Origin of the sequence: Halomonas sp. I1 (assembly GCF_032334135.1) — a bacterium.
Taxonomy (GTDB): domain Bacteria; phylum Pseudomonadota; class Gammaproteobacteria; order Pseudomonadales; family Halomonadaceae; genus Halomonas.
On the sequence record NZ_JAVXUS010000016.1, the window covers coordinates 14,217 to 34,080 of the forward strand.

Here is a 19,864-nt window from a genome sequence, read left to right on the forward strand (position 1 = left end):
TCGAGGAGCGATATGAGTGATATCGACGTACTGTCCGGCGTGACCAAGGGACAGGTGTTGCCACTTCAGCGTGACGTGGAAGCGATCTCCATTCCCTTCGGCAAGACGGAAACGTTGGCCGAAGACAACGAGGTCACGGTCATGCAGGCCAAGGGCGGTACCGTCAGTGTGGGGTTCGAGGGGCGCATGTACCTGATCGAAGGTAGCGAGCTGGATGCCCTGGGGCTCGATGCAGTGCCGCGGCCGACCCTGCCGGAAGACGCCTCGGAAGAGGATATCGAGGCGTTCGTCTGGGATCAGCTGCGAACCTGCTTCGATCCGGAGATCCCGGTCAATATCGTTGAACTGGGATTGGTCTATGGTTGTCGTATCGAGCGCTTGATTACCGGCGAGCGACTCGTCACCATCCGTATGACGCTGACCGCACCGGGTTGCGGCATGGGCGATGTGATTGCCGCCGATGCGCGCAACAAGATTCTGGGGGCTCCTCAGATCAGCAAGGTGCATACCGAGATCGTCTTCGATCCGCCCTGGCGTCGCGAGATGATGAGCGACGAGGCCAAGCTCGAGCTCGGCATGTTTTGAGCTCGGCATGTTCCGAGGATGTGCCGACATCGTCCATGCGCTGCATCGAACGCCACAGTGTCGGCGAGCCGAGGCGATGCCCTAGTCGTCGCCATGACCGAGGAAATCGATGCCCTCGCTACCGTGGAAAACCTTCCGGATCCTGTTGATGTCGCTGGGCGGGGGCACCCTGCTGGCGATCCTGCTGTTTCTGGCTGCCAACCTGTGGATGCTGACGAACACCCGCAGCCGTATCGAGCTCGAGGTATCTCAGTGCCGGCCCGAGCGGGTCGGTATCGTCTTCGGTACATCGCACTGGACCCGCAGCGGCGCGCGGAACCCCCATTTCGAGGGGCGCATGCGAGCGGCGGCGAGCCTGGTGCATGACGGGCGGGTCGAACATCTGTTGCTGTCGGGTGACAACAGCACGCGCTACTACAACGAGCCGGTGACCATGTGGAAGGATCTGCGCGGTCGCGACATCCCGGATGCGGTCATGACGCTCGATTATGCCGGTTTCAGTACCTTCGATACCCTTGCCCGGGCCCGTGACGTCTTCGCGGTGAAACGCGCTCTACTGGTCACCCAGGCCTGGCATCTGCCCAGGGCCCTGTTCATTGCCGATGCCCTGGGTATCGAGGCACGAGGCTGCGCGGCACCGGAGCGGCCATCGGAGGGCACCCTGCGACTGAGGGCGCGGGAGTGGGTCGCGCGAGTGGCGACACTGGGGGATCTCTACGTTTGGGGCCGCGAGCCGCATTTTCTGGGGCCGGTGGAGCCCCTGGAAATCATGCCGCGTCGCGGTCCGGTCAACGCTTATGACGCTGCTTCTGCAGGCGGTACAGCTCGCGAATCAGCGAACGGCAGTTCCGCCAACATTCCTCGATGACCGGCTCGATGGCATCGGGCAGCGGATGAGTGAGCAGGGTCGAGAGTGCCTGCATCAACACCCGCTCCTGTTCGAGCAGCTCGTTGATCAGGACCTGACTGTCATTGCCGACGAAGCTCTTCAGTCGACTCCATAACCACATGTAGTCGTCACGTTCGACGTCGGCATCGCGGGGGAGAAGGTCGAGGTGACGTCGGGCCAGTGACTGCAGCTCGCGCATCAGCCTGCCACGTTCCTCGAAATGGGGCTCGAGTGCGTCGCGCAGGGTCGGCCGCAAACGCTCGAGGTTATCCTGGAAATAGTCGATGCTGTCGGCCAGCGCTTCGAGGGCACTGTCCATCGCCACCTGGCGATTATCAAGAAACATGCGCGTTCACCTCCTCCGGTGACGCAGATTGTGGGGGTGTCGTGGTACTTTTGCCACCCCCATTTACCATTAAATCCTCTTTTCGGGATTAGCCTTTAGGCTTGGGGGGTGTCTTGCGTTTCGGTGCCGAGCTTTTTTCCAGGTGATCGATGATCTGTCCGGCAATGTCCTTGCCGGTAGCGCTCTCGATGCCGCGCAGTCCCGGCGATGAGTTCACTTCCATGATCACCGGCCCGTGGTTGGAGCGCAGCAGGTCGACGCCGGCCACCTTCAGGCCCATGGCCTTGGCGGCCCGTATTGCCGTGGAACGTTCCTCGGGCGTGATGCGAATGATGCTGGCGCTGCCGCCGCGGTGCAGGTTGGAGCGAAATTCGCCATCGGCGGCCTGGCGTTTCATGGAGGCCACGACCTTGTCGCCGATGACCAGGCAGCGGATGTCGGCGCCCTTGGCCTCCTTGATGTATTCCTGGACCATGATATTGGCCTTCATGCCCATGAAGGCCTGGATCACCGACTCGGCAGCCTGGTTGGTCTCGGCCAGCACCACGCCGATCCCCTGGGTGCCCTCCAGCAACTTGATGACCAGGGGGGCGCCGCGGACCATGGTGATCAGGTCCGGGATATCGTCGGGCGAATGGGCGAAGCCGGTCACCGGCAGGCCGATGCCCTTGCGCGAGAGTAGCTGCAACGAACGCAGCTTGTCACGCGAACGGGTGATCGAGACGCTGTCGTTGAGCACCTGGGTTCCCATCATCTCGAACTGACGAAGCACCGCGCAGCCGTAGAAGGTGATGGAGGCACCGATACGGGGAATCACCGCGTCGAAGGGCTCGAGTTCCTGCCCCTTGTAGTGAATAGAGGGATGATGAGAGGCAATGCTCATGTAGCACCGCAGGGTGTCGACGACCCGAGCGCTATGGCCGCGGGCCTCGGCGGCCTCCATCAGGCGACGCGTGGAGTAGAGATTGCGATTACGTGACAGCAACGCGATGTGCATGGTGGATTCTCCGTTATCCGGTGCGGAGAGAGGGTGAGCCTCAGGGCTCACCATGCAGAAAACCGGCGCCGGGCGCCACCAGTAGCCGTCGCAGGGCGCGTCGGCCCAGCAGCATGGGGTGTCGCATGTCGCGTCGGTCGGTAAGGGTCAACTCGACCGGGAATTCCAGTTCGCCCAGTTGCATCAGTGTGCGGATGACGTAACGCCACTCGGCCTGACCATTGGAACTGGTGACCCGACGCCGATCATGGAGCGGCAGACATTGTTCGTGGGCCGGGCTGGCCGGGCCTCCACCGCGCGTGGTGAATCGTACCCAGGGGTGGTTGTCATGCTCGAAGGTTTCGATGTCCTCGGCGTGGAGTGCCGATGTGCGGGCGCCGGTGTCGGCCTTGGCGCACAGTGTCAGGTTCAGCGCTGGCAGGGTGACCATCTCGCGGCGGCCGATGACCGCCTTGGCCTGGTAGGGCAGCTCCTTCATGGCGCTTGGTGCCTCCTGTGGATCAACGGGAAAGGCCGGCCAGGCGGCGACCGATGGCGGATGTCGGCTCGGCGTCGCGCAGCGTCATCAATACGGGCAGGCGCAGGCGAGGGATCAGCGCCAGGTCGCGTGCTACGGCGGTGAAGTCGGCCCGAGGTTCGTCCGCCAGGCGGGCCAGGAAGCGCGGGAGTCGCTCTCCATCTTCCAGGTGACGCCAGCCACGCCCTGCCATGGCGGCCAACAGGTCGGGGCCACAGCTCGTCGCGTCGGCCAGAAGGGCATCGTACCAGTCGCCGGCTCGCGTGCCATCGGCACCGCTGACGGCGCGCACGCAGGCGCAGAAACCTTCGATATCGCCAGCCTCGGCGGCCTGCTCACCGCGTTGGCGGAGCGCGTCGGCGAGGCTGTCGTCAATGCCGACATGTTCCAGACAGTAACATAGCGATACCAGGACCTCATCGGGCAGAGACGCGAGTGTGTCAGCCAGCCGGTGCTGCTGGTCAGCGTCCATGCGCGACACGAAGTCGGCGAGCCCTTGAAGGCCAAGGGCCCGCCAGTCGAGCGTCTGCTGCCCCTCCAGGTAGGCTTCCGCCGGTTCCAGGTGCTGGCTCGCCGGGCGGCCGAGGTCGTGGCTCGCCCGGGCGTGCAGCATGGCCAGAAAGGTCGTTGAAGGTGTGAAGGCGAGGGGGTTGTCCTTCATCAGGTTGTCGATCTCGCGACTTTCCTCACGGCCGAGCCCCTGGACATTGCGGCCCAGGGTTTCCAGCAGGCGCTGCAGGAAGGCATCCCGGGGGGCCGGGTCGAGCTTGCCCTGTTCATCCAGCGGCAGAGCCAGGAACCAGATGAGGGGGTCGTCGAGATCTCCCACCCGGAACACCATCGCCAGCCTGGCCTGCGCTTGCCAGGGAATCGGCCAGGGGCGCTCGTCGTTTTCAAGGCCGCGCAAGGCGTCGCGCGGACAGGGTTCGACACGACGGCCAAGATGATAGAGCCTCACCTCGGCACCGGTGCGGACGAAGAAGTCATGTAGGCTGTCGATCGATTGCATGCGGTCCCCCTGGCTCGAAGCGTGCACTTTACATCGACACCCGAATTCTGTCAGCCAACGCTGCATTGGGGATTCGGGGATTGATCATTCATTGATCAATGGCTCGGAAAGCCCATGAGGTCTCGGCAGGCGCGACCTGTTCAGTGGTTATCCACAGGGACGTTCAGGTCTTCTGTGCATGACATGACTGTGTCACGAGGCTATGACAGGCATAATCAACGGCTATTGGCCGCCGTGAGGGATTTTTCCTACGGTTTGTGTCAAAATGGAATATAGATCAAGGCTTCTTATTCCTGAATTCTCTTTGTGACGTGTAATGACAGGAGGCTCATCATGTTGCGCTTTCCAGGCTTGGTACGAAACATCGCTCTGACCCTGATTCCCGTTGGTGCCATCGCTTTCGCCGGGACTCTCCAGGCCGAGGACGAACCTCTCAAGGTCGGCATGTCCGGCGGCTATTTCCCCTTCACCTTCGTCGAACAGGACACCCTCAAGGGGTTCGAGGTCGATGTGATGGAGGCCGTGGCCGAGGAAATGAATACCGAGGTGTCGTTCGTGACCGCCAACTTCTCCGGACTCTTCGGCATGCTCGAGTCCGGGCGCATCGACACCATCGCCAACCAGATCACGATTACCGAAGAGCGTCAGGCCAAGTATGTCTTCACCGAACCCTATGTCTACGATGGTGCTCAGGTCGTGGTCAAGGAGGGCAACGAAGCGGTCTCCGGCGTCGAGGATCTGCGTGGCAAAAGTGTAGCGGTGAACCTGGGCTCCAACTATGAACAACTGTTGCGTGAGCTGCCCTATGCCGACGAGATCGATATTCGTACCTACGAGAGCAATATCGAGCAGGACACCGCCCTGGGCCGTGTCGATGCCTTCGTCATGGACCGGGTGAGTGCCAGCCAGGTGATCAAGGAGAAGCCGTTGCCGCTCGAGCTGGCCGGCAAGCCTTTCTCGGAAATCCGCAATGCGTTGCCGTTCCGCGATACCGAAGAGGACCGCGCACTGCGCGACCGGGTCGGCAAGGCGCTCGCCGCCTTGCGTGAGGATGGCACTCTGACGGACATCTCCGAGCGCTGGTTCGGCACCGATATCACCCGTCCCTGATCCGGCGCTGCTTTCATCATGAGCGTTCTCGATTTCGACTACATGCTGGGGCTGGTACCCATCCTGTTGAGTTATCTGCCGCTGACCCTCGAGATGGCGGCGGCCGGGATGGTGCTGGCTCTGGCCCTGGCCTGCGGGCTGGCGGTGATCCGGGTGCTGAGGATTCCGGGGTTGAACGCGGCGACGATGCTGTTCATCTCCTTCTTTCGCGGTACCCCGCTGCTGGTGCAACTCTTCCTGTTTTATTACGGTCTGCCGCAACTGCTGGCTTTCCTGACCCAGATCAATGGTGTTACGGCCACCATCATGGGGCTGACGCTGCACTTTTCTGCCTATATGGCAGAGTCGATCCGGGCCGCCATCGTCGGTGTCGATCGCAGCCAGACCGAAGCCGCGCTGTCCATCGGCATGACCAACGGACAGTTGATGCGGCGCATCGTGCTGCCTCAGGCGACCCGGGTCGCGGTACCTACCCTGATGAACTACTTCATCGACATGATCAAGGCCACTTCACTGGCCTTTACCCTGGGCGTCACCGAACTGATGGGGGCGACCCAGAAGGAAGCGGCCGGCAGTTTTCTGTATTTCGAGGCCTTTCTCACTGTGGCGGTGATCTACTGGATCATTGTCGAGTTGCTGGCCTGGGGCCAGCGCCGGCTGGAGACACGGCTCAACAAGGCGTATCGCAGATGATCAAGATAGCCAACCTGGTCAAGCGGTTCGGTGGCGCACCCGTGCTCGACGGTATCGATCTCGCCATCGAGCGAGGCGAGATCATTGTGGTAATCGGCCCGTCGGGTACCGGCAAGTCGACCCTGCTGCGCTGCCTGAACTTCCTCGAGACCCCGGACGCCGGGCAGTTGACCCTGGGGGACCTGAAGATCGACGTCACCCGTGCCAGTCGGGCCGACATCCTGGCGGCGCGACGACGCACGGCCTTCGTCTTCCAGAACTATGCACTGTTCGCCAACAAGACCGCATTGGAGAACATCGCCGAGGGATTGATCGTGGTCAATCGCTGGTCGAAGGAGAAGGCGCACGCCCGGGCCCGGGAGATTCTCGAGCGCATCGGGCTGGCCGACAAGGCGGATGCCTACCCGGCATCGCTCTCCGGAGGACAGCAGCAGCGTGTGGGAATCGGTCGTGCCATGGCGGCACAGGCCGATATCATTCTCTTCGACGAGCCGACGTCATCGCTCGACCCGGAGTGGGTCGAGGAGGTTCTGGCCCTGATGAAGCAGTTGGCCACCGAGCGTCAGACCATGCTGGTGGTGACCCATGAAATGGGGTTTGCCCGGGATGTGGCCGATAGAGTGGTGTTCATGGAAGGCGGTCATATCGTCGAACAGGGCCCACCTTCGCGGTTGTTCAATGCCCCCGAGGACCCGCGTACCCGCGACTTCCTGCGCAAGGTGCTGGCCGGCCAACCGGCGCCTCAAGGGCTTTGAGCACGGGGTAGCCCGAGGCGGCGAGTCACGGGATAATGACGCCATTGATCGATTGGAGAGATGACCCATGACCGTTCACGAGGAACTCGATGCCGCGCTTCGCGAACTCGAGTCCACCATGAGGGCCGCCAACCTCTGGCGCGTGGAGCGCCCCGAGCCGACGGCCTTCAACAGCTCTCAGCCGTTCTGCATCGATACGATGAGCCTGCCGCAATGGTTGCGTTTCGTGTTCATCGCCCGGCTCGACGCCCTGGTCGAGACGGAAAGCCCCATGCCCGCGAACTGTGACGTGGCCCCGGCGGTGGAGGCGTATCTGACTCAGGAAGGCGCACGCAACAGCGATCGTATCCTGATGGGCAAGGCTGTCGAACGTATCGACACTCTCGTCACCGAGAACTGAGCGCCATGCCGTATTATTTCGCCTATGGCAGTAACATGAATCCGGCGCGTGTCGAGGCCCGTATTGGCGGTACGCGACGTGCCTTGCCGGGCGTGCTGGTCGATCATGTTCTGCGATTCGACAAGGTATCGAAGGTACCCGGCATCAGCCACGCCAACGTGACTCCCCGGAGAGGGGAGTGTGTCGAAGGGGCGCTCTTCGAACTGATGTCTCCCGAACAGATCCATGCCATGGATCCTTTCGAGGGGCATCCCGACGAATATTGTCGATACCGCCTGCCCATCGAGACCGCCGAAGGCGCCATCGAGGCCTGGGTGTACATCGCCACACCGGGAACCACCGCCGAGGCATTGCGTCCCGCCCACGAATATCTCGAACATCTATTGCGTGGCCGGGCGTTCCTCTCCGCCGCGTACCACGCCCGGCTGACCGAGGTTCCGGCGGTTGCAGGTCTGGATGACGAGACCCTCGCGGCTCTCGGGTTGTCGCGGCACCACCCGCGCTGAGCAAGTGCCATTGATCGTGCAGGAATGACGAGGCCCTCCATCTGGAGGGCCTCGCTGGTTCGAGTACAGAAAAAGCGACGCCGGGCATGGCCCGGCGTCGTGGTCTGGTGATGATGGTGCTCAGAAGCGGTAGGTCAGGCCACCCCCGACGGTGAGCGGGTCGAGCTCGACATTGCCGACCTGCTGACCCTGCATGTCCACGTCGCTATCCACATCGGCGTAGTTGGCGAAGGCACCGATCATGAAGCGGTCGGTCAGGGCCAGATCCACGCCCACCTGGCCGGCGGCGCCGTAGGAATGGTCGAGATCCATGCCGCTCACCGACTCGTTGGAAAAGTGCGTGTAGTTGAGGCCGACCCCTGCGTAGGGCTGGACCCGCGAGTCCGTACCGCCCAGCGGATAGTAGTTGGCCATCAGGTTGACCGGGGTGCGGTCGAAACTGCCGCCGGTCATGTCATGCTCCACGGCTTCGGTACCGTTGAGCTCGATCCCCAGCTTGTCGGTAAACAGGTAGCCGAAACCATAGGCGATGCCTTGTTCATCGGAAACATTGATGTCCTGGTTGGCGATCTCGCCGTTATCGCTCTTCACGTCGGACTTGGAATAGCCGCCGCGTACATAGATGTCGCCTGCCTGGTAGGCCATGGCGGCCTGGGTGGCGAAGAGGCCGGCAGCGGCGAGGGCGGCGGCAGAAATCAGTCGAGTCGCTTTCATGGGGAGTCCTCCCTGTGGTGTTTCGGATGCTGACGCTGGTATGTCCTACTGCGTCGTCCGCATCGTTCAAGGAGAATTATAGAAAACAGTGTTTCTAAACGTCTTGTAAAGAATTCCTATGGTGTCGATTGCAATATATGGGGCAATTCAATGGAACTTTTTGCTACTGATAGCAATAAGCGACACTTCTTGTACAATGTTTGCACATTGTTCGCCAACTGGCCTGGAATCGTCTTCACTGGAAGTGTGACATCGGCGCTGGAGGCGACCATGACGGATCGGCCCCTGATCTCTCGAGTGCACCTCGATACCGGTGCGTTGCTGTTGGCAGCCGGTCTTTCGGCCTGGTTGCTGTGGCGGCCCGAATTGATACAAGGGCTGCCATTCGCTCTGCGGCTTCCCCTTGTGGCCCTGGGAGTCTGGGCGCTGGGAGCGACGTTCGCGCGTCCACTGGTCGGGGGGATAGAGAGGGGCCGGTTGGAGAAACTGGTCAATGGTCCCTGGAGCCAGAGGGCCTTGTGGGGGTTTGCCCTGGTGTTGATCGGGCGTGCTTGGCTGACCTGATGGGCAGCAAAAGGGCTCCCGCAGGAGCCCCTTTACGACGTTGCGTTGCGCGCTCTCAGCGAGAGATTTGCTTGTACTCACCCGCGTCGGCCGTCACGCTGCTCACCACCAGGATGGCAATGAAAGCGGCGATGAAGCCTGGGATGATCTCGTAGACACCGGGCCCACCCATGAAGGAGCCGTTCCAGCCCAGTGAAATCCAGATCATGACGGTGGCGGCACCCACGACCATGCCCGCGATGGCGCCAGCACCATTGGTACGCGGCCACATCAGCGACAGGATGATCAGCGGGCCGAACGCCGCGCCAAAGCCTGCCCAGGCGTTACTGACCAGCGCCAGAACCTGAGAGTCGGGGTCGGAGGCGATCACTGCTGCCACCAGGCCAACCAACACGACGCTCACGCGTCCGATGAGGACACACTCCTTCTCCGGCGCTTCCTTGCGCAGGAACAGACGGTAGAAATCTTCGGTGAGTGAAGACGAGGATACCAGCAATTGACTGGAAATCGTGCTCATCACCGCCGCCAGCAGTGCCGCGAAGAGGAAGCCAGTGATCAAGGGGTGGAACAGCAGGTCCGCGAGGATGATGAAGATGGTTTCCGGATCCTGGATATCCATGCCATTGCGCACCGCGTAAGCGCGACCGAAGATGCCGAGTGACACGGCGCCGATCAGGGAGATGAGCATCCAGCCCATGCCGATGTTGCGCGCTGTCGGTACGTCTTTCAGGTTACGGATCGCCATGAATCGCACGATGATATGTGGCTGGCCGAAATAGCCCAGCCCCCAGGTCACCGCCGAAAGCCAGCCGATGAAGGTGAGTCCATCCGTCCAGCTCAATAGCGTGGGATCGACTTCATTCAGGGTCTGCGATGCCTGCGAGAAGCCGCCACCCCCTTCGCCGAAGAGCACCACCGCCGGCATGATGATCAGTGCCAGCATCATGATGCAGCCTTGCACAAAGTCCGTCATGCTCACCGCGAGGAAGCCACCCACCACGGTATAGACGAGTACCACGCCCAGCGTGATGATGATGCCCGCGGCGTAGTCACTGAGGCCACCGAAGTTGAAGATGCCGGCAAACGCACTCTCGAACAGCTTGCCGCCCGCCACCAGGCCGGAGGCAGTGTAGACGGCGAAGAAGATGACGATGACGACGGCCGACACGGTACGCAGTGACGTCGCTCGAGTCGGGAATCGGTTGGCCAGGAAGGACGGAATGGTAATGGCATTACCATAATGAACCGTCTGTTCCCGGAGACGCGGAGCGACCAGCGTCCAGTTGAAGAACGCGCCCACCAGCAGGCCGATGCCTATCCAGGCAGAGCCCAGCCCCGAAGCGAAGAGGGCTCCCGGCAGGCCCAGCAGCAACCAGCCGCTCATGTCCGAAGCGCCGGCCGAAAGCGCCGCTACCTTCGGGCTGAGGGAGCGCCCTCCCAGCATGTAATCCTCGGATGAGGACGTGGAGGTGCGCATAGCATAAACGCCGATGGCGATCATGAGCAGAAAGTAACCGATCAGACTAATCCAGACACCAATAGCCATGATGAAGCGTCTCCAGTTTATTGGCTCCGAGAAATCTCGGGCAGGTTGTTGTCACGCGCGCAGGCCCGATAGCCGTTGGCGAGCATCGCGATAGGGGAGAGTTCGAGCCTGCAACCGGCAGGGCGTGTGTTGTCGATCATGCGTGCTCCTTGCGTCTTGAACTTGTCATTAGAGAAGGAAAAGGCTTTATGTCAAGAAATCCCTTGCCTTCTTTAATGACACGAAATGCTTTCCGGTATGAAAACCAACAGTCCAGTAGAGAATATCTCCACCGAACTGTTGAAAGCAAAGCGTCACTGGTTATACATAATTTCCTTCAGGGTCCAGGCGTGGTTCTTCATCTGCATCCCACTTGGCTTTTTCGGCATCGGTTGCCTTGGGCGAGAACCAGCCTAGATTGGCATAGAAAATACCGATGAAGGGGGCCGTCCAGCAGGCAAAGGCCAGTGGTATGTAAAGCAGGTTTTCGAAGTTGCCATTGCCGATGTTCAAGGACAGAGCCGTGATGACGAAGGCCCCGCCCGCATTCCATGGAACAAGTGGGGATACGAGGGTTCCGCCTTCTTCGATTGCCCTCGACAGGTTCAGGGTCGAGTAGCCCATGCCTCGGTAGACTGGGGCATACATGCGTCCTGGCAAGGCGACTGACAGATAGGGGTCACCGGCGACGGTATTGGTGGCCACCGACGTCAGGACGGCAGATGTCTGGATGCTGGCGAATGTCTTGAAGCGCGAAATGATGACGCTGATTACGGCTTCCAGGCAGCCGGTGCGCTCCAGTGCGCCGCCAAAGCCGAGCGCGAGCAGGACCAGCGAGATGGTCCACATCATCGACTGGATGCCACCGCTATTGAGCAGGGTGTCGATTTCGTCGACGCCGGTACTGATGGAGTAACCCGAATTGCCGAAGGTGAAAAGGTCATGCAGGCCGACACCCTGGAACAGCATGGCCATGACCCCCCCGGCGACAGCACCGGCGAACAGTGATGGAATCGGTGGTTTCTTCGTCACGGCCAGGCCGATGACCAGTAGTGCGGGCAGCAGCAGCCAGGGAGAAATCCAGAAGGCCTCATCGAGTGCCGACGTGATGGCGTTGATGCTCTCGAAGGAGGTCTGGGTGGAATCGATCACCGTGAAGCCTGCCACCAGATAGATGACCAATGCGAGCAGCATGGCCGGAATGGTGGTCGGCATCATGTTCTTGATGTGGTCGAAGACGTTGGTGCCGGTGACGGCCGGTGCCAGGTTGGTGGTATCGGAAAGCGGGGATATCTTGTCACCGAAGAAGGCACCGGAGACCACAGCCCCGGCGGTCCAGTAGGCCGGAATGCCGAAGCCCGCGCCGATCCCCATCAGGGCCAGGCCGACCGTGCCTACCGTGCCCCATGAGGTACCCAGGGAGACGGACACGACCGAGCAGAGAATCATGGCAGCGGCGAGGAATATCTCGGGGGACAGTACCTTGAGGCCGTAGTAGATCAGGGTCGGCACCGTACCACTGGCGATCCAGACACCGACGATGATGCCGACGATGATCAGTACAGACACCGAGGGAAGCGAGACATTGATGACGTGGAAGATACCCTTCTCGATATTTGGCCAGCCATGGCCAAGATAGATGCCGAGAATACCGGTCAGTGCAATGCCGATGGATAGCGGAATGTGGGGAGTGAAATCTCCAAAATAAAAAAGCTGGACCGCCAGTACGGCGAGGGTTCCCAATATGGGAATGAGGGCAAGCCCCAGTCCTGGCTTGCGTATGGAATCCAGTTGCGCGGTGTCTTCCATGAAGGCCTCCAGTTGTGCTGATTATTACAAGACCATTGTGGATATGAACCCCGGTCGTTCGGGGATCTGCCCAGGAGCGGCAGGTGCCGCTTCTCAGGGTGCGGTAGGGGGTGGCACACCAGTATTGTACTTGGTTTCCGGTATGCCACGCCCTGCGTCAGGGGCGATCGAAAATCCGCTTCAGTCATCTCCCATGGCGAGTAGCGATGCGTTGCCACCCAGGGCGGCGGTGTTGATGGTTACCGTCTTCTCGGTGGCGAACCTCAACAGGTAGTGCGGGCCGCCGGCCTTGGGGCCGGTGCCGGAAAGGCCCTGGCCGCCGAAGGGGTGAACGCCCACCACGGCACCGATGATGTCGCGATTGACGTAGACATTGCCGACGCGAATCCGGCGGGCGATTTCCTCGGCGAAGGATTCATTGCGGCTGTGCACGCCGAAGGTCAAGCCATAGCCACGGCCGTTGATCGAATCGATGACGCTGTCCAGGTCCTGGGACTTGTAGCGCACGATGTGCAGGATCGGCCCGAACTGCTCACGTTCGAGTGCCTCGATGCCATCGATCTGGAAGGCCGTCGGGGCGATAAAGGTTCCGTCGGCGGTATGCGCGGCGTCGAGCGTCGTTTCCGCGATCAGGCGGCCCTCGCCCTTGAGCTTGTCGATATGCGCCTGGAGGTTCTGGCGGGCGTCCTCGTCGATCACCGGGCCCACATCGGTGCCCAGGTCACGTGGGTCGCCTACGTGGAGCTCGGCCATGGCGCCCTTGAGGATCTCGATGACGCGGTCGGCCACGTCGTCCTGCAGGTACAGCACGCGCAGGGCAGAACAGCGCTGGCCGGCGCTCTGGAAGGCCGAGTGGATGACGTCGTTCACGACCTGCTCGGGCAGGGCAGTGGAGTCGACGATCATGGCGTTCATGCCCCCGGTTTCGGCCACCAGGGTCGGAAGAGGGGCATTCTCGCGTTCGGTCAGGGAGCGATTGATGACCTGTGCGGTATCGGTACCGCCGGTGAAGACCACGCCGGTGATGCGGGGGTCGCCAGTCAGCACGCTGCCCACGGTGGGACCATCGCCGGGCAGCAGTTGGACCACGTCTCGGGGCATGCCGGCCTGGTGAAGGAGTTCGACGACCCGGTGGGCGATGATGGAGGTCTGCTCCGCCGGCTTGGCCAGGACGGTGTTGCCGGCCACGGCGGCGGCCACCATCTGTCCGCAGAAGATCGCCACCGGGAAGTTCCATGGACTGATCGCCGCGAAGACGCCCTTGCCGCTCATCACCAGCTCATTGGACTCACCGGTCGGCCCTGGCAGCTTGATCGGCTCACCGAAGATCTCTTCGGCCTTGGCGGCATAGTAGCGGCAGAAGTCCACGGCCTCGCGAATCTCGTCGACACCGTCGGTGAGCAGTTTGCCGCCCTCGCGGGAGCACAAGGCCATCAATTCGGCCATGTGCTCTTCCAGCAGTTCAGCGAAGCGTCGCAGGATGGCGGCGCGGTCGGCGACCGGGGTGGTATCCCAGCGTGGGAAGGCGGCCCAGGCGGCGTCCACGGCGCGCTCTGCCTGTTCCTTGCTGGTCCAGAGCACGTTGCCGACCGTCATGCGGTGGTCATGGGGGCTGGTGACGTCATGCACCAGGCTTGGATCGGTGGCGACATCGAAAGCCAGCAGCGGGCGCGCTTCATAGGCGGTATCCATGCACTCTCGCATGGCGCGCATCAGCGGATCGTAATGGCTGCGGATGTTGAGGTTGACGCCCCGGGAGTTGAGACGCTTCTCGCCATAGATATCCCGCGGCAGGGGGATATGCTGATTGGCAAGTCTGTCGTGCTGGCGCAGCGTTTCCACGGGGTGCACGCATAGCGACTCGACGGGCACCTTGGGATCGACCAGCTGGTGCACGAAGGACGAGTTGGCGCCGTTTTCGAGCAAGCGACGGACCAGGTAGGGCAGCAGGTCCTTGTGAGCGCCCACCGGGGCGTAGATACGGCAGTAAGTCCCCTGGGGGGCTCGCTTGAGCGCGGAAGCGTAGAGGGCCTCGCCCATGCCATGCAGGCGCTGGAACTCGAAGGCGCGATCGGCCTCGTTGGCCACCTCGAGGATGGTGCTGATGGTATGGGCGTTATGGGTGGCGAACTGCGGGAAGATCCGCCCCCGGGTCCCCTCGGAGAGCAGAAAGCGTGCGCACACGAGGTAGGCGACATCGGTGGCCGCCTTGCGTGTGTAGACGGGATAGCCCTCGACGCCGAGCTGTTGCGACTCCTTGATCTCGGTATCCCAGTAGGCACCCTTGACCAGGCGCAGCGGGATTTCATCGCCCTGCGTTTCGGCCAGACGGTTGATGTAATGCAATACCGGAAGGGCGCGCTTGGCGTAGGCCTGGATGACCAGGCCGAAATGCCCCCAGCCACGGCAGACGTCATGCTCGTAGACCGCACGGAATACTTCGAGGGAGAGCTCCAGGCGGTCGACTTCCTCGGCATCGATGGTCACGGCGACATCGCGCTCGCGTGCCATGGTGACAAGCTCGAGAGTGCTGGCGACGAGCTCATCGAGGACCTGTTCGCGACGGCCGAATTCGTAGCGTGGATGCAGTGCGGAAAGCTTGATGGAGATCGACGGTGGAGGCGTCTTGTCCGACAGCCGGGTGCTGGTCTTGCCGACACGGTCGATGGCGTTGGCGTAGTCGTCGAAATAGCGCTTGGCGTCGTCGCGGGTGCGGGCGGCCTCCCCCAGCATGTCGTAGGAGTAGGTATAGCCCTTGTCGAATAACGGCCTGGATCGCTTGAGCGCCTCGTCGATGTCGCGCCCCAGCACGAACTGCTTGCCCATGACCTTCATCGCCTCGACCATGGCCCGGCGGATCACCGGTTCCCCCATGCGGTTGACCATCTTGTTGATGAAGCCGGAGGGGCGGCCCTCCTGCGGCTTGTCCATGGTCACCACGCGGCCGGTCATCAAGAGTCCCCAGGTGGAGGCGTTGACCATCCAGGATTCGCTCTGGCCCAGGTAGGACTTCCAGTCGGCGGGGCCGAGCTTGTCCTCGATCAAGGCGTCGGCAGTGGCCTTGTCGGGAATGCGCAGCATGGCTTCCGCGAGGCACATCAGCATCAGGCCTTCATGGGTATCCAGGCTGTACTGCTGGAGGAGCTCGTCGATGGTGTCCACCGCGGTGTCCATCTCGCGGATTTCGCGCACCAATTCTGCCGTCTTGTCGGCAATACGCGCGAAGTCGCGCTCGTCGGTATCGAGCGCCCTGATCAGTTCTTCGACATAGGCCTCCTCGTCCACCACATAGTGGTCGCTGATACTGGCGAAAAGCGTGTCGAGTTCCTGGCGCCAGGTGGCGTTATCCAGCATGTCGTTGGCGTTGAGCATGAATCTTCCCCGGTCTGAAGCCCGTCGTCACAATAGGTGTTCCGCTCCGCCGGCATCGGCTCGCCAGCGGACCAAGGGCATCTTATGAGGGTAGGGGGCATCATCGGGCTCTGCTTGCCGAATCCACGGATGGATTTGACGATTTCAATGTTGTTAATGGAATATGACGGGATGGTTAGCCTTTCGTCTAACCTTGCAGTGCGGGTGCACCGAGGGGGCGGGCTGATGTGGTCCGCACTCGGCTCGGCGGATGGCCGAAGGTGCGGCGGAAGGCTCGGGAGAACGCGCTCTGGTTGGCGAAGCCGGTCAGGGCGGCGATCTCCGACAGGGGCAGGTGGCTTTCGCGCAGCAGACGCTCCGAGGTATCGAGGCGTCGGCGCAATACGTACTGCCAGGGCGAAAGACCGGTCTGCTCGCGGAAGCGCGCGGTGAAGTGGGTCTCGCTCAGGCAGGCTTCGGCCGCCAGGTCGGCGACTCGCAGGGGGGTTCCCAGGTGATGGTCGATGAAGCGGTCGAGGGCGGCAAGATCGAGGTGGCGACCCCGGGCGGGAGCTTCCTGGGCCAGGCGAGCATGCAGGGAGCCGAGCAGCGTCGTGGCCAGGCGTTCCTGTTGCAGGGGGCTCAGGCGGCCCTGTTGAGAGAGCAGGCCGAGTTCGTGCACCACGAAGTCGAGGTAGCGCTCCAGAGGGGCGTCCAGCGAGAAGAAGCGGGGTGCATCGAACAGACGCACCAGTTCGTGCTGATGGCCGGTCAGCGAGAGGGCGTCTTCCGGTAGGTCGAGAATCAGCTGGTGATTGTCGCCGGTGCCGGCGTAGTAGTGAACATGATTGGCCGGCACGATGCAGCCGGACAGGGCCGAGATGGAGCCGCCCAGCCCTTCGATCTCGAATTCCGCCTGACCACGCAACCCGATCACGATCTGATGGAAGTCATGGGCGTGATGGTGAACGGCGGTATCTAGCGGTGTCTGGCGGATCGCGCTGGTCATCGCGGGCCTCCGGCGGGACGAGTCCGTGGCATGCATCTGCCATGATACCGGATCCAGCGTTGACACTCATTCCTGCTCCCGCTCACGTTTGAGTCGCGTGTGCGCCGCCAGGTGATCGCGCAGGGCGGAAAGTTCCGCCTGACCCTCGGTATCGAGCAGTGGCTTGCCGCGCGCCACGCGCCAATGTCGGCCGTGTTCGTCCATCAGGTGCCTGGCACGGCGGCGAACACTCTCCAGATATTCGTCATGGCGAATCGGGTAACCGATGAGGGCGTTCCACTCGGTTTCGCCGACGCGATTCTCGAGTGCCTTGTCGAACAAGGTCAGCAGGTGCTCGGGCTCGGTGCGATAGCGTGGGGTATGGGATAGCAGCAGGATGAGAGCCATGCCGCCGAAGATCAGCATGCAGACGGCGAAGACAGTCAGGAACAGGGCCATGGAACGCTCGGGGCCGGCAGACGGCGCGACGGCTCGAAATTGGAGCGGGTGAAGGGAATCGAACCCTCGTCTTAAGCTTGGGAAGCTTCTGCTCTACCATTGAGCTACACCCGCGAGGTTTCCCAGTATATCCAGAGGGTTAATGATTACAACCCCACAGGTCGGGCCGCCTTTTCCCAGGGGCGACAGCAGGTCCAGGAAAAAAATGGTGAACGCGGCGAACTTTTTCTCTCTGCGTTGTCTCATCAAGCACAGGCAACATCATCATCGCGATGGCAGTCGCTAGCAATGTTGCACTGGCTTGCATCATCGATCCTTGCCGCCCCATCCGCTGGGGCGGCTTTTTTTTGAGTCTTTCGTCGAGGTCGGCGCCGACGCACACCGGGTGGCCGGCTTCAAGGCTCAGCTGTGACGCATGCGTAGAAGGGCGTTGAGCACGTCGCGGCGGGTGACGATACCGACCAGACGGGTCTGCTCGGTGACCGGGTAGATCTTGGGTTTGGCTCCCAGCATTTCCTGGGCCAGGTCGATGATGCTCTTGTTGGGCGTGACGGACAGCACTTCATGGCGCATCAGCTCTCTGACCAGAGGCGGTTCATCGTTGAGATAGGCACTTTCCAGTACCTTGCCGAGGACATCCTGCTCGGAGATGAAGCCGATCAGGTGGTCGTGCTCGTCGACGACGGGGGCCCCGGGCAGTCGGTGCAGCGACAATCCTTCGGCCAGGGTGGACACCGAGGTCTTGCCGGAGACCCGGTAGCAGTCGCGGGACATGATCTCGCGAACGATGGTGGGGGCCTTCTTGGGCATGGCGGTTCTCCTTGTGCCGACAGTGGTGAGCCTCGCCCGTGCTGGCATCCGATGGAATCGGGACGGCTGGCATTCGCCGATAACGTCGAGTGACCCGGATGCTCTGGGGTTGCCTCGGCTTCAGCATAGTCGACTTGCGCGAGATGCCGCTGCCCGTGATCGGAACCCGTGTCGGGCTGAACGACTCCAATATGGCACAATGGATCCATCATTCGTTCGTGCCCGATCACCGTTGGAGATGCCCATCATGGATGCCCGTGAATACCTGGCCCGCAAGGGCCTGGATGGAGAACGTGACAAGGAGCGCCCCAACACGCTTGAAGAAAAGGCCTGGTATCGTGCTCGCGAGTCCGGCGACCATCGCCCCAAGGCCGGGACGCCCCATGACTGGGAGGATTGGGAGCGCTATCACGAGACGCTGGCGGAAGGGGCCGATGCCCTGGAGCAGAAGATCGATCATGAGGCGCATCAACGGGCCCTGGATCATGAGCAGCCGTCGGAAGGAAGGGAGGTCGGCGAGGGCGCGCGCTCGGGCAGTGGTGTGGAGCATTTTACGCCGCCGGCCTCCGCTCCTGAAAAGACGGTGCCAACCGCCGCCCATGAGGCCGAGTCACGGCGCTCGGCTTCGGGAGCCACGCGTCCCGAGCCCTTTGCCGCGATGGTGATTCTGGCCGTGCTGATGCCGCCCCTGGCGATGGTCCTGGCCGGTGCCGGGGGGCGTCGGGTGCTCCTGTCGCTGGTCCTGATGCTGCTTGGCTGGATTCCGGGATCGGTCTATGCGGTGTTCTGGCTCCTGAAGCATTATTAACCCCTCCCCGACCTCGACCGATGCGCTCGGCCTCGGCATCGCCCGGAGACTTGCCGGTTGGGTGAGGCGGGGGTGAGCTTGGCAGTGGAGCGGACGCGCGTATAATCACCGTCAACCCTTTATATAAACAGGAGTTGACCATTGGGCTATCTCGTCGGTGTCACCGTTCTCTGGGCCTTTTCGTTCTCGCTGATCGGTGTCTACCTGGCCGGGCAGGTGGACAGTTACTTCGCGGTGATGATTCGCATCGTCCTGGCGGCACTGGTCTTCTTGCCGGTGCTGCGGCCGCGTTTGCTGCGGGGGCGGCAGCGACTGGCGCTGATGGCCCTGGGAGCCGTGCAACTCGGCGTGATGTACATCTTCTTCTACCAGTCCTTCCTGCTGCTGTCGGTCCCGGAAGTGCTGCTGTTCACCGTCCTCACGCCGCTTTATATCGCGCTGCTCGACGATGCACTGTTCCGACGCTTCACACCCTTTCACCTGCTCACCGCGGCGTTGGCGGTGCTGGGCGCCGTGGTGATCCGCTACAAGGGACTCACCGACGATTACTGGCTGGGGTTTCTGGTCGTGCAGGGCGCCAACCTGTGCTTCGCGCTGGGTCAGGTCGGTTATCGCCGGTTGTCCGCGGGGTTGCCTGATACGTTGCCGAGGCTGTCGGTCTTCGGCTGGTTCTATCTGGGAGCGGTGGCCGTAGCCGTGCCGGCTTTCCTGGTACTGGGCAACACGACAGCCCTGCCCACCACAGGCCTGCAGTGGGGCGTACTGGCCTGGCTGGGCCTGGTGGCCTCCGGGGTAGGGTACTTCCTCTGGAACCTCGGTGCCGTGCGGGTCGACGCTGGTGCGCTGGCGGTCATGAATAACGCCCTGGTGCCTGCGGGTCTGCTGGTCAACCTGCTGATCTGGAATCGCGAGGCCGATCTGATGCGGCTGGCGCTGGGCGGTGCGATCATCATTGCCTCGTTGGCGCTCAATGACTGGTGGCAGCGTCGCGCGGTCCGGACCGCCTGAGGCGGTTTGCCCCCCTTGGGC

General features: G+C 62.1%; 22 protein-coding genes and 1 tRNA gene. 10 read left to right on the forward strand and 13 right to left on the reverse strand.

Annotated elements, in window-relative coordinates; genetic code table 11:
• The first annotated feature begins 12 nt into the window (after positions 1 to 12).
• Positions 13 to 585 carry a putative Fe-S cluster assembly protein SufT gene (gene sufT / locus RSO41_RS14765; RefSeq protein ID WP_315619928.1) on the forward strand — a complete coding sequence of 191 codons (573 nt, stop codon included), beginning with the start codon at positions 13 to 15 and terminating at the stop codon, positions 583 to 585.
• A 109-nt stretch (positions 586 to 694) separates the two neighbouring features.
• The gene (locus RSO41_RS14770; protein WP_315619930.1) at positions 695 to 1,453 is read left to right on the forward strand and encodes a vancomycin high temperature exclusion protein; all 759 of its coding nucleotides are present in this window, start codon (positions 695 to 697) and stop codon (positions 1,451 to 1,453) included.
• On the opposite strand, the gene RSO41_RS14775 is transcribed toward RSO41_RS14770, so the two are convergent.
• The 4 genes from RSO41_RS14775 to RSO41_RS14790 form a co-directional block, all read right to left on the reverse strand.
• The gene (locus RSO41_RS14775; RefSeq protein WP_315619931.1) at positions 1,374 to 1,820 is read right to left on the reverse strand and encodes a hypothetical protein; all 447 of its coding nucleotides are present in this window, start codon (positions 1,818 to 1,820) and stop codon (positions 1,374 to 1,376) included. The genes RSO41_RS14770 and RSO41_RS14775 overlap by 80 nt on opposite strands.
• 88 nt (positions 1,821 to 1,908) lie before the next feature.
• Positions 1,909 to 2,817, reverse strand: coding sequence for a 30S ribosomal protein S6--L-glutamate ligase (gene rimK, locus RSO41_RS14780; RefSeq protein ID WP_315619932.1), 909 nt, complete (start codon positions 2,815 to 2,817; stop codon positions 1,909 to 1,911).
• Positions 2,818 to 2,857: 40 nt separating this feature from the next.
• Entirely contained in the window at positions 2,858 to 3,295 is a 438-nt protein-coding gene (locus RSO41_RS14785) for an ATP-dependent zinc protease (protein ID WP_315619933.1), read from the reverse strand.
• Positions 3,296 to 3,317: 22 nt separating this feature from the next.
• On the reverse strand, positions 3,318 to 4,343 hold the full coding sequence (locus RSO41_RS14790) for a DUF3549 family protein (RefSeq protein ID WP_315619934.1): 1,026 nt from the start codon (positions 4,341 to 4,343) through the stop codon (positions 3,318 to 3,320).
• Positions 4,344 to 4,676: 333 nt separating this feature from the next.
• Here RSO41_RS14790 and RSO41_RS14795 point away from each other — a divergent pair, with 333 nt between their 5' ends.
• From RSO41_RS14795 to RSO41_RS14815, 5 genes are all read left to right on the forward strand, one after another.
• Positions 4,677 to 5,453 carry an amino acid ABC transporter substrate-binding protein gene (locus tag RSO41_RS14795; protein WP_315619935.1) on the forward strand — a complete coding sequence of 259 codons (777 nt, stop codon included), beginning with the start codon at positions 4,677 to 4,679 and terminating at the stop codon, positions 5,451 to 5,453.
• Positions 5,454 to 5,471: 18 nt separating this feature from the next.
• Positions 5,472 to 6,146, forward strand: coding sequence for an amino acid ABC transporter permease (locus tag RSO41_RS14800; RefSeq protein WP_315619936.1), 675 nt, complete (start codon positions 5,472 to 5,474; stop codon positions 6,144 to 6,146).
• Entirely contained in the window at positions 6,143 to 6,901 is a 759-nt protein-coding gene (locus RSO41_RS14805) for an amino acid ABC transporter ATP-binding protein (RefSeq protein WP_315619938.1), read from the forward strand. The genes RSO41_RS14800 and RSO41_RS14805 overlap by 4 nt, the downstream gene beginning before the upstream one ends.
• Positions 6,902 to 6,968: 67 nt before the next feature.
• Positions 6,969 to 7,301: a YqcC family protein gene (locus RSO41_RS14810; protein ID WP_315619939.1), complete on the forward strand. Its 333-nt coding sequence runs from the start codon at positions 6,969 to 6,971 to the stop codon at positions 7,299 to 7,301.
• Between the two features lie 5 nt (positions 7,302 to 7,306).
• Positions 7,307 to 7,807 (forward strand): gamma-glutamylcyclotransferase family protein, encoded by a 501-nt coding sequence (locus RSO41_RS14815; protein WP_315619940.1) that lies wholly within the window; start codon positions 7,307 to 7,309, stop codon positions 7,805 to 7,807.
• Positions 7,808 to 7,927: 120 nt separating this feature from the next.
• Here RSO41_RS14815 and RSO41_RS14820 read toward each other — a convergent pair whose 3' ends face one another.
• Entirely contained in the window at positions 7,928 to 8,521 is a 594-nt protein-coding gene (locus tag RSO41_RS14820) for an OmpW/AlkL family protein (RefSeq protein WP_315619941.1), read from the reverse strand.
• 270 nt (positions 8,522 to 8,791) lie between these two features.
• Between RSO41_RS14820 and RSO41_RS14825 the strand changes: the two genes are divergently transcribed.
• Positions 8,792 to 9,085 (forward strand): hypothetical protein, encoded by a 294-nt coding sequence (locus tag RSO41_RS14825; protein ID WP_315619942.1) that lies wholly within the window; start codon positions 8,792 to 8,794, stop codon positions 9,083 to 9,085.
• A 55-nt stretch (positions 9,086 to 9,140) separates the two neighbouring features.
• Here the strand turns inward: RSO41_RS14825 and putP are convergent, their stop codons facing one another.
• From putP to RSO41_RS14865, 8 genes are all read right to left on the reverse strand, one after another.
• Positions 9,141 to 10,631 (reverse strand): sodium/proline symporter PutP, encoded by a 1,491-nt coding sequence (putP, locus tag RSO41_RS14830; RefSeq protein ID WP_315619943.1) that lies wholly within the window; start codon positions 10,629 to 10,631, stop codon positions 9,141 to 9,143.
• Between the two features lie 17 nt (positions 10,632 to 10,648).
• The gene (locus RSO41_RS14835) at positions 10,649 to 10,771 is read right to left on the reverse strand and encodes a hypothetical protein (protein ID WP_315619944.1); all 123 of its coding nucleotides are present in this window, start codon (positions 10,769 to 10,771) and stop codon (positions 10,649 to 10,651) included.
• A 160-nt stretch (positions 10,772 to 10,931) separates the two neighbouring features.
• Positions 10,932 to 12,419: a Na+/H+ antiporter NhaC gene (gene nhaC, locus RSO41_RS14840; RefSeq protein ID WP_315619945.1), complete on the reverse strand. Its 1,488-nt coding sequence runs from the start codon at positions 12,417 to 12,419 to the stop codon at positions 10,932 to 10,934.
• 180 nt (positions 12,420 to 12,599) lie between these two features.
• Entirely contained in the window at positions 12,600 to 15,791 is a 3,192-nt protein-coding gene (putA, locus tag RSO41_RS14845) for a bifunctional proline dehydrogenase/L-glutamate gamma-semialdehyde dehydrogenase PutA (RefSeq protein ID WP_315619946.1), read from the reverse strand.
• Between the two features lie 187 nt (positions 15,792 to 15,978).
• Entirely contained in the window at positions 15,979 to 16,779 is an 801-nt protein-coding gene (locus RSO41_RS14850; protein ID WP_315619947.1) for an AraC family transcriptional regulator, read from the reverse strand.
• Positions 16,780 to 16,845: 66 nt separating this feature from the next.
• The gene (locus RSO41_RS14855; protein ID WP_315619948.1) at positions 16,846 to 17,217 is read right to left on the reverse strand and encodes a hypothetical protein; all 372 of its coding nucleotides are present in this window, start codon (positions 17,215 to 17,217) and stop codon (positions 16,846 to 16,848) included.
• Between the two features lie 40 nt (positions 17,218 to 17,257).
• Positions 17,258 to 17,331, reverse strand: a tRNA-Gly gene (locus RSO41_RS14860).
• Positions 17,332 to 17,619: 288 nt separating this feature from the next.
• Positions 17,620 to 18,027 carry a CBS domain-containing protein gene (locus RSO41_RS14865; protein ID WP_315619949.1) on the reverse strand — a complete coding sequence of 136 codons (408 nt, stop codon included), beginning with the start codon at positions 18,025 to 18,027 and terminating at the stop codon, positions 17,620 to 17,622.
• A 247-nt stretch (positions 18,028 to 18,274) separates the two neighbouring features.
• Here RSO41_RS14865 and RSO41_RS14870 point away from each other — a divergent pair, with 247 nt between their 5' ends.
• Positions 18,275 to 18,835 (forward strand): YqaE/Pmp3 family membrane protein, encoded by a 561-nt coding sequence (locus tag RSO41_RS14870; RefSeq protein ID WP_315619950.1) that lies wholly within the window; start codon positions 18,275 to 18,277, stop codon positions 18,833 to 18,835.
• 141 nt (positions 18,836 to 18,976) lie between these two features.
• A complete protein-coding gene (locus tag RSO41_RS14875) occupies positions 18,977 to 19,843 on the forward strand; it encodes a carboxylate/amino acid/amine transporter (RefSeq protein ID WP_315619951.1) in 867 nt (288 codons plus the stop codon).
• Positions 19,844 to 19,864: the final 21 nt, after the last annotated feature.

Bases quoted from the DNA above. Each gene is read 5' to 3' on its own strand.
- sufT (WP_315619928.1), top strand. From the start codon at position 13: ATGAGTGATATCGACGTACTGTCCGGCGTGACCAAGGGACAGGTGTTG.
- RSO41_RS14770 (WP_315619930.1), top strand. From the start codon at position 695: ATGCCCTCGCTACCGTGGAAAACCTTCCGGATCCTGTTGATGTCGCTG.
- RSO41_RS14775 (WP_315619931.1), bottom strand. From the start codon at position 1,820: ATGTTTCTTGATAATCGCCAGGTGGCGATGGACAGTGCCCTCGAAGCG.
- rimK (WP_315619932.1), bottom strand. From the start codon at position 2,817: ATGCACATCGCGTTGCTGTCACGTAATCGCAATCTCTACTCCACGCGT.
- RSO41_RS14785 (WP_315619933.1), bottom strand. From the start codon at position 3,295: ATGAAGGAGCTGCCCTACCAGGCCAAGGCGGTCATCGGCCGCCGCGAG.
- RSO41_RS14790 (WP_315619934.1), bottom strand. From the start codon at position 4,343: ATGCAATCGATCGACAGCCTACATGACTTCTTCGTCCGCACCGGTGCC.
- RSO41_RS14795 (WP_315619935.1), top strand. From the start codon at position 4,677: ATGTTGCGCTTTCCAGGCTTGGTACGAAACATCGCTCTGACCCTGATT.
- RSO41_RS14800 (WP_315619936.1), top strand. From the start codon at position 5,472: ATGAGCGTTCTCGATTTCGACTACATGCTGGGGCTGGTACCCATCCTG.
- RSO41_RS14805 (WP_315619938.1), top strand. From the start codon at position 6,143: ATGATCAAGATAGCCAACCTGGTCAAGCGGTTCGGTGGCGCACCCGTG.
- RSO41_RS14810 (WP_315619939.1), top strand. From the start codon at position 6,969: ATGACCGTTCACGAGGAACTCGATGCCGCGCTTCGCGAACTCGAGTCC.
- RSO41_RS14815 (WP_315619940.1), top strand. From the start codon at position 7,307: ATGCCGTATTATTTCGCCTATGGCAGTAACATGAATCCGGCGCGTGTC.
- RSO41_RS14820 (WP_315619941.1), bottom strand. From the start codon at position 8,521: ATGAAAGCGACTCGACTGATTTCTGCCGCCGCCCTCGCCGCTGCCGGC.
- RSO41_RS14825 (WP_315619942.1), top strand. From the start codon at position 8,792: ATGACGGATCGGCCCCTGATCTCTCGAGTGCACCTCGATACCGGTGCG.
- putP (WP_315619943.1), bottom strand. From the start codon at position 10,631: ATGGCTATTGGTGTCTGGATTAGTCTGATCGGTTACTTTCTGCTCATG.
- RSO41_RS14835 (WP_315619944.1), bottom strand. From the start codon at position 10,771: ATGATCGACAACACACGCCCTGCCGGTTGCAGGCTCGAACTCTCCCCT.
- nhaC (WP_315619945.1), bottom strand. From the start codon at position 12,419: ATGGAAGACACCGCGCAACTGGATTCCATACGCAAGCCAGGACTGGGG.
- putA (WP_315619946.1), bottom strand. From the start codon at position 15,791: ATGCTCAACGCCAACGACATGCTGGATAACGCCACCTGGCGCCAGGAA.
- RSO41_RS14850 (WP_315619947.1), bottom strand. From the start codon at position 16,779: ATGACCAGCGCGATCCGCCAGACACCGCTAGATACCGCCGTTCACCAT.
- RSO41_RS14855 (WP_315619948.1), bottom strand. From the start codon at position 17,217: ATGGCCCTGTTCCTGACTGTCTTCGCCGTCTGCATGCTGATCTTCGGC.
- RSO41_RS14865 (WP_315619949.1), bottom strand. From the start codon at position 18,027: ATGCCCAAGAAGGCCCCCACCATCGTTCGCGAGATCATGTCCCGCGAC.
- RSO41_RS14870 (WP_315619950.1), top strand. From the start codon at position 18,275: ATGGATGCCCGTGAATACCTGGCCCGCAAGGGCCTGGATGGAGAACGT.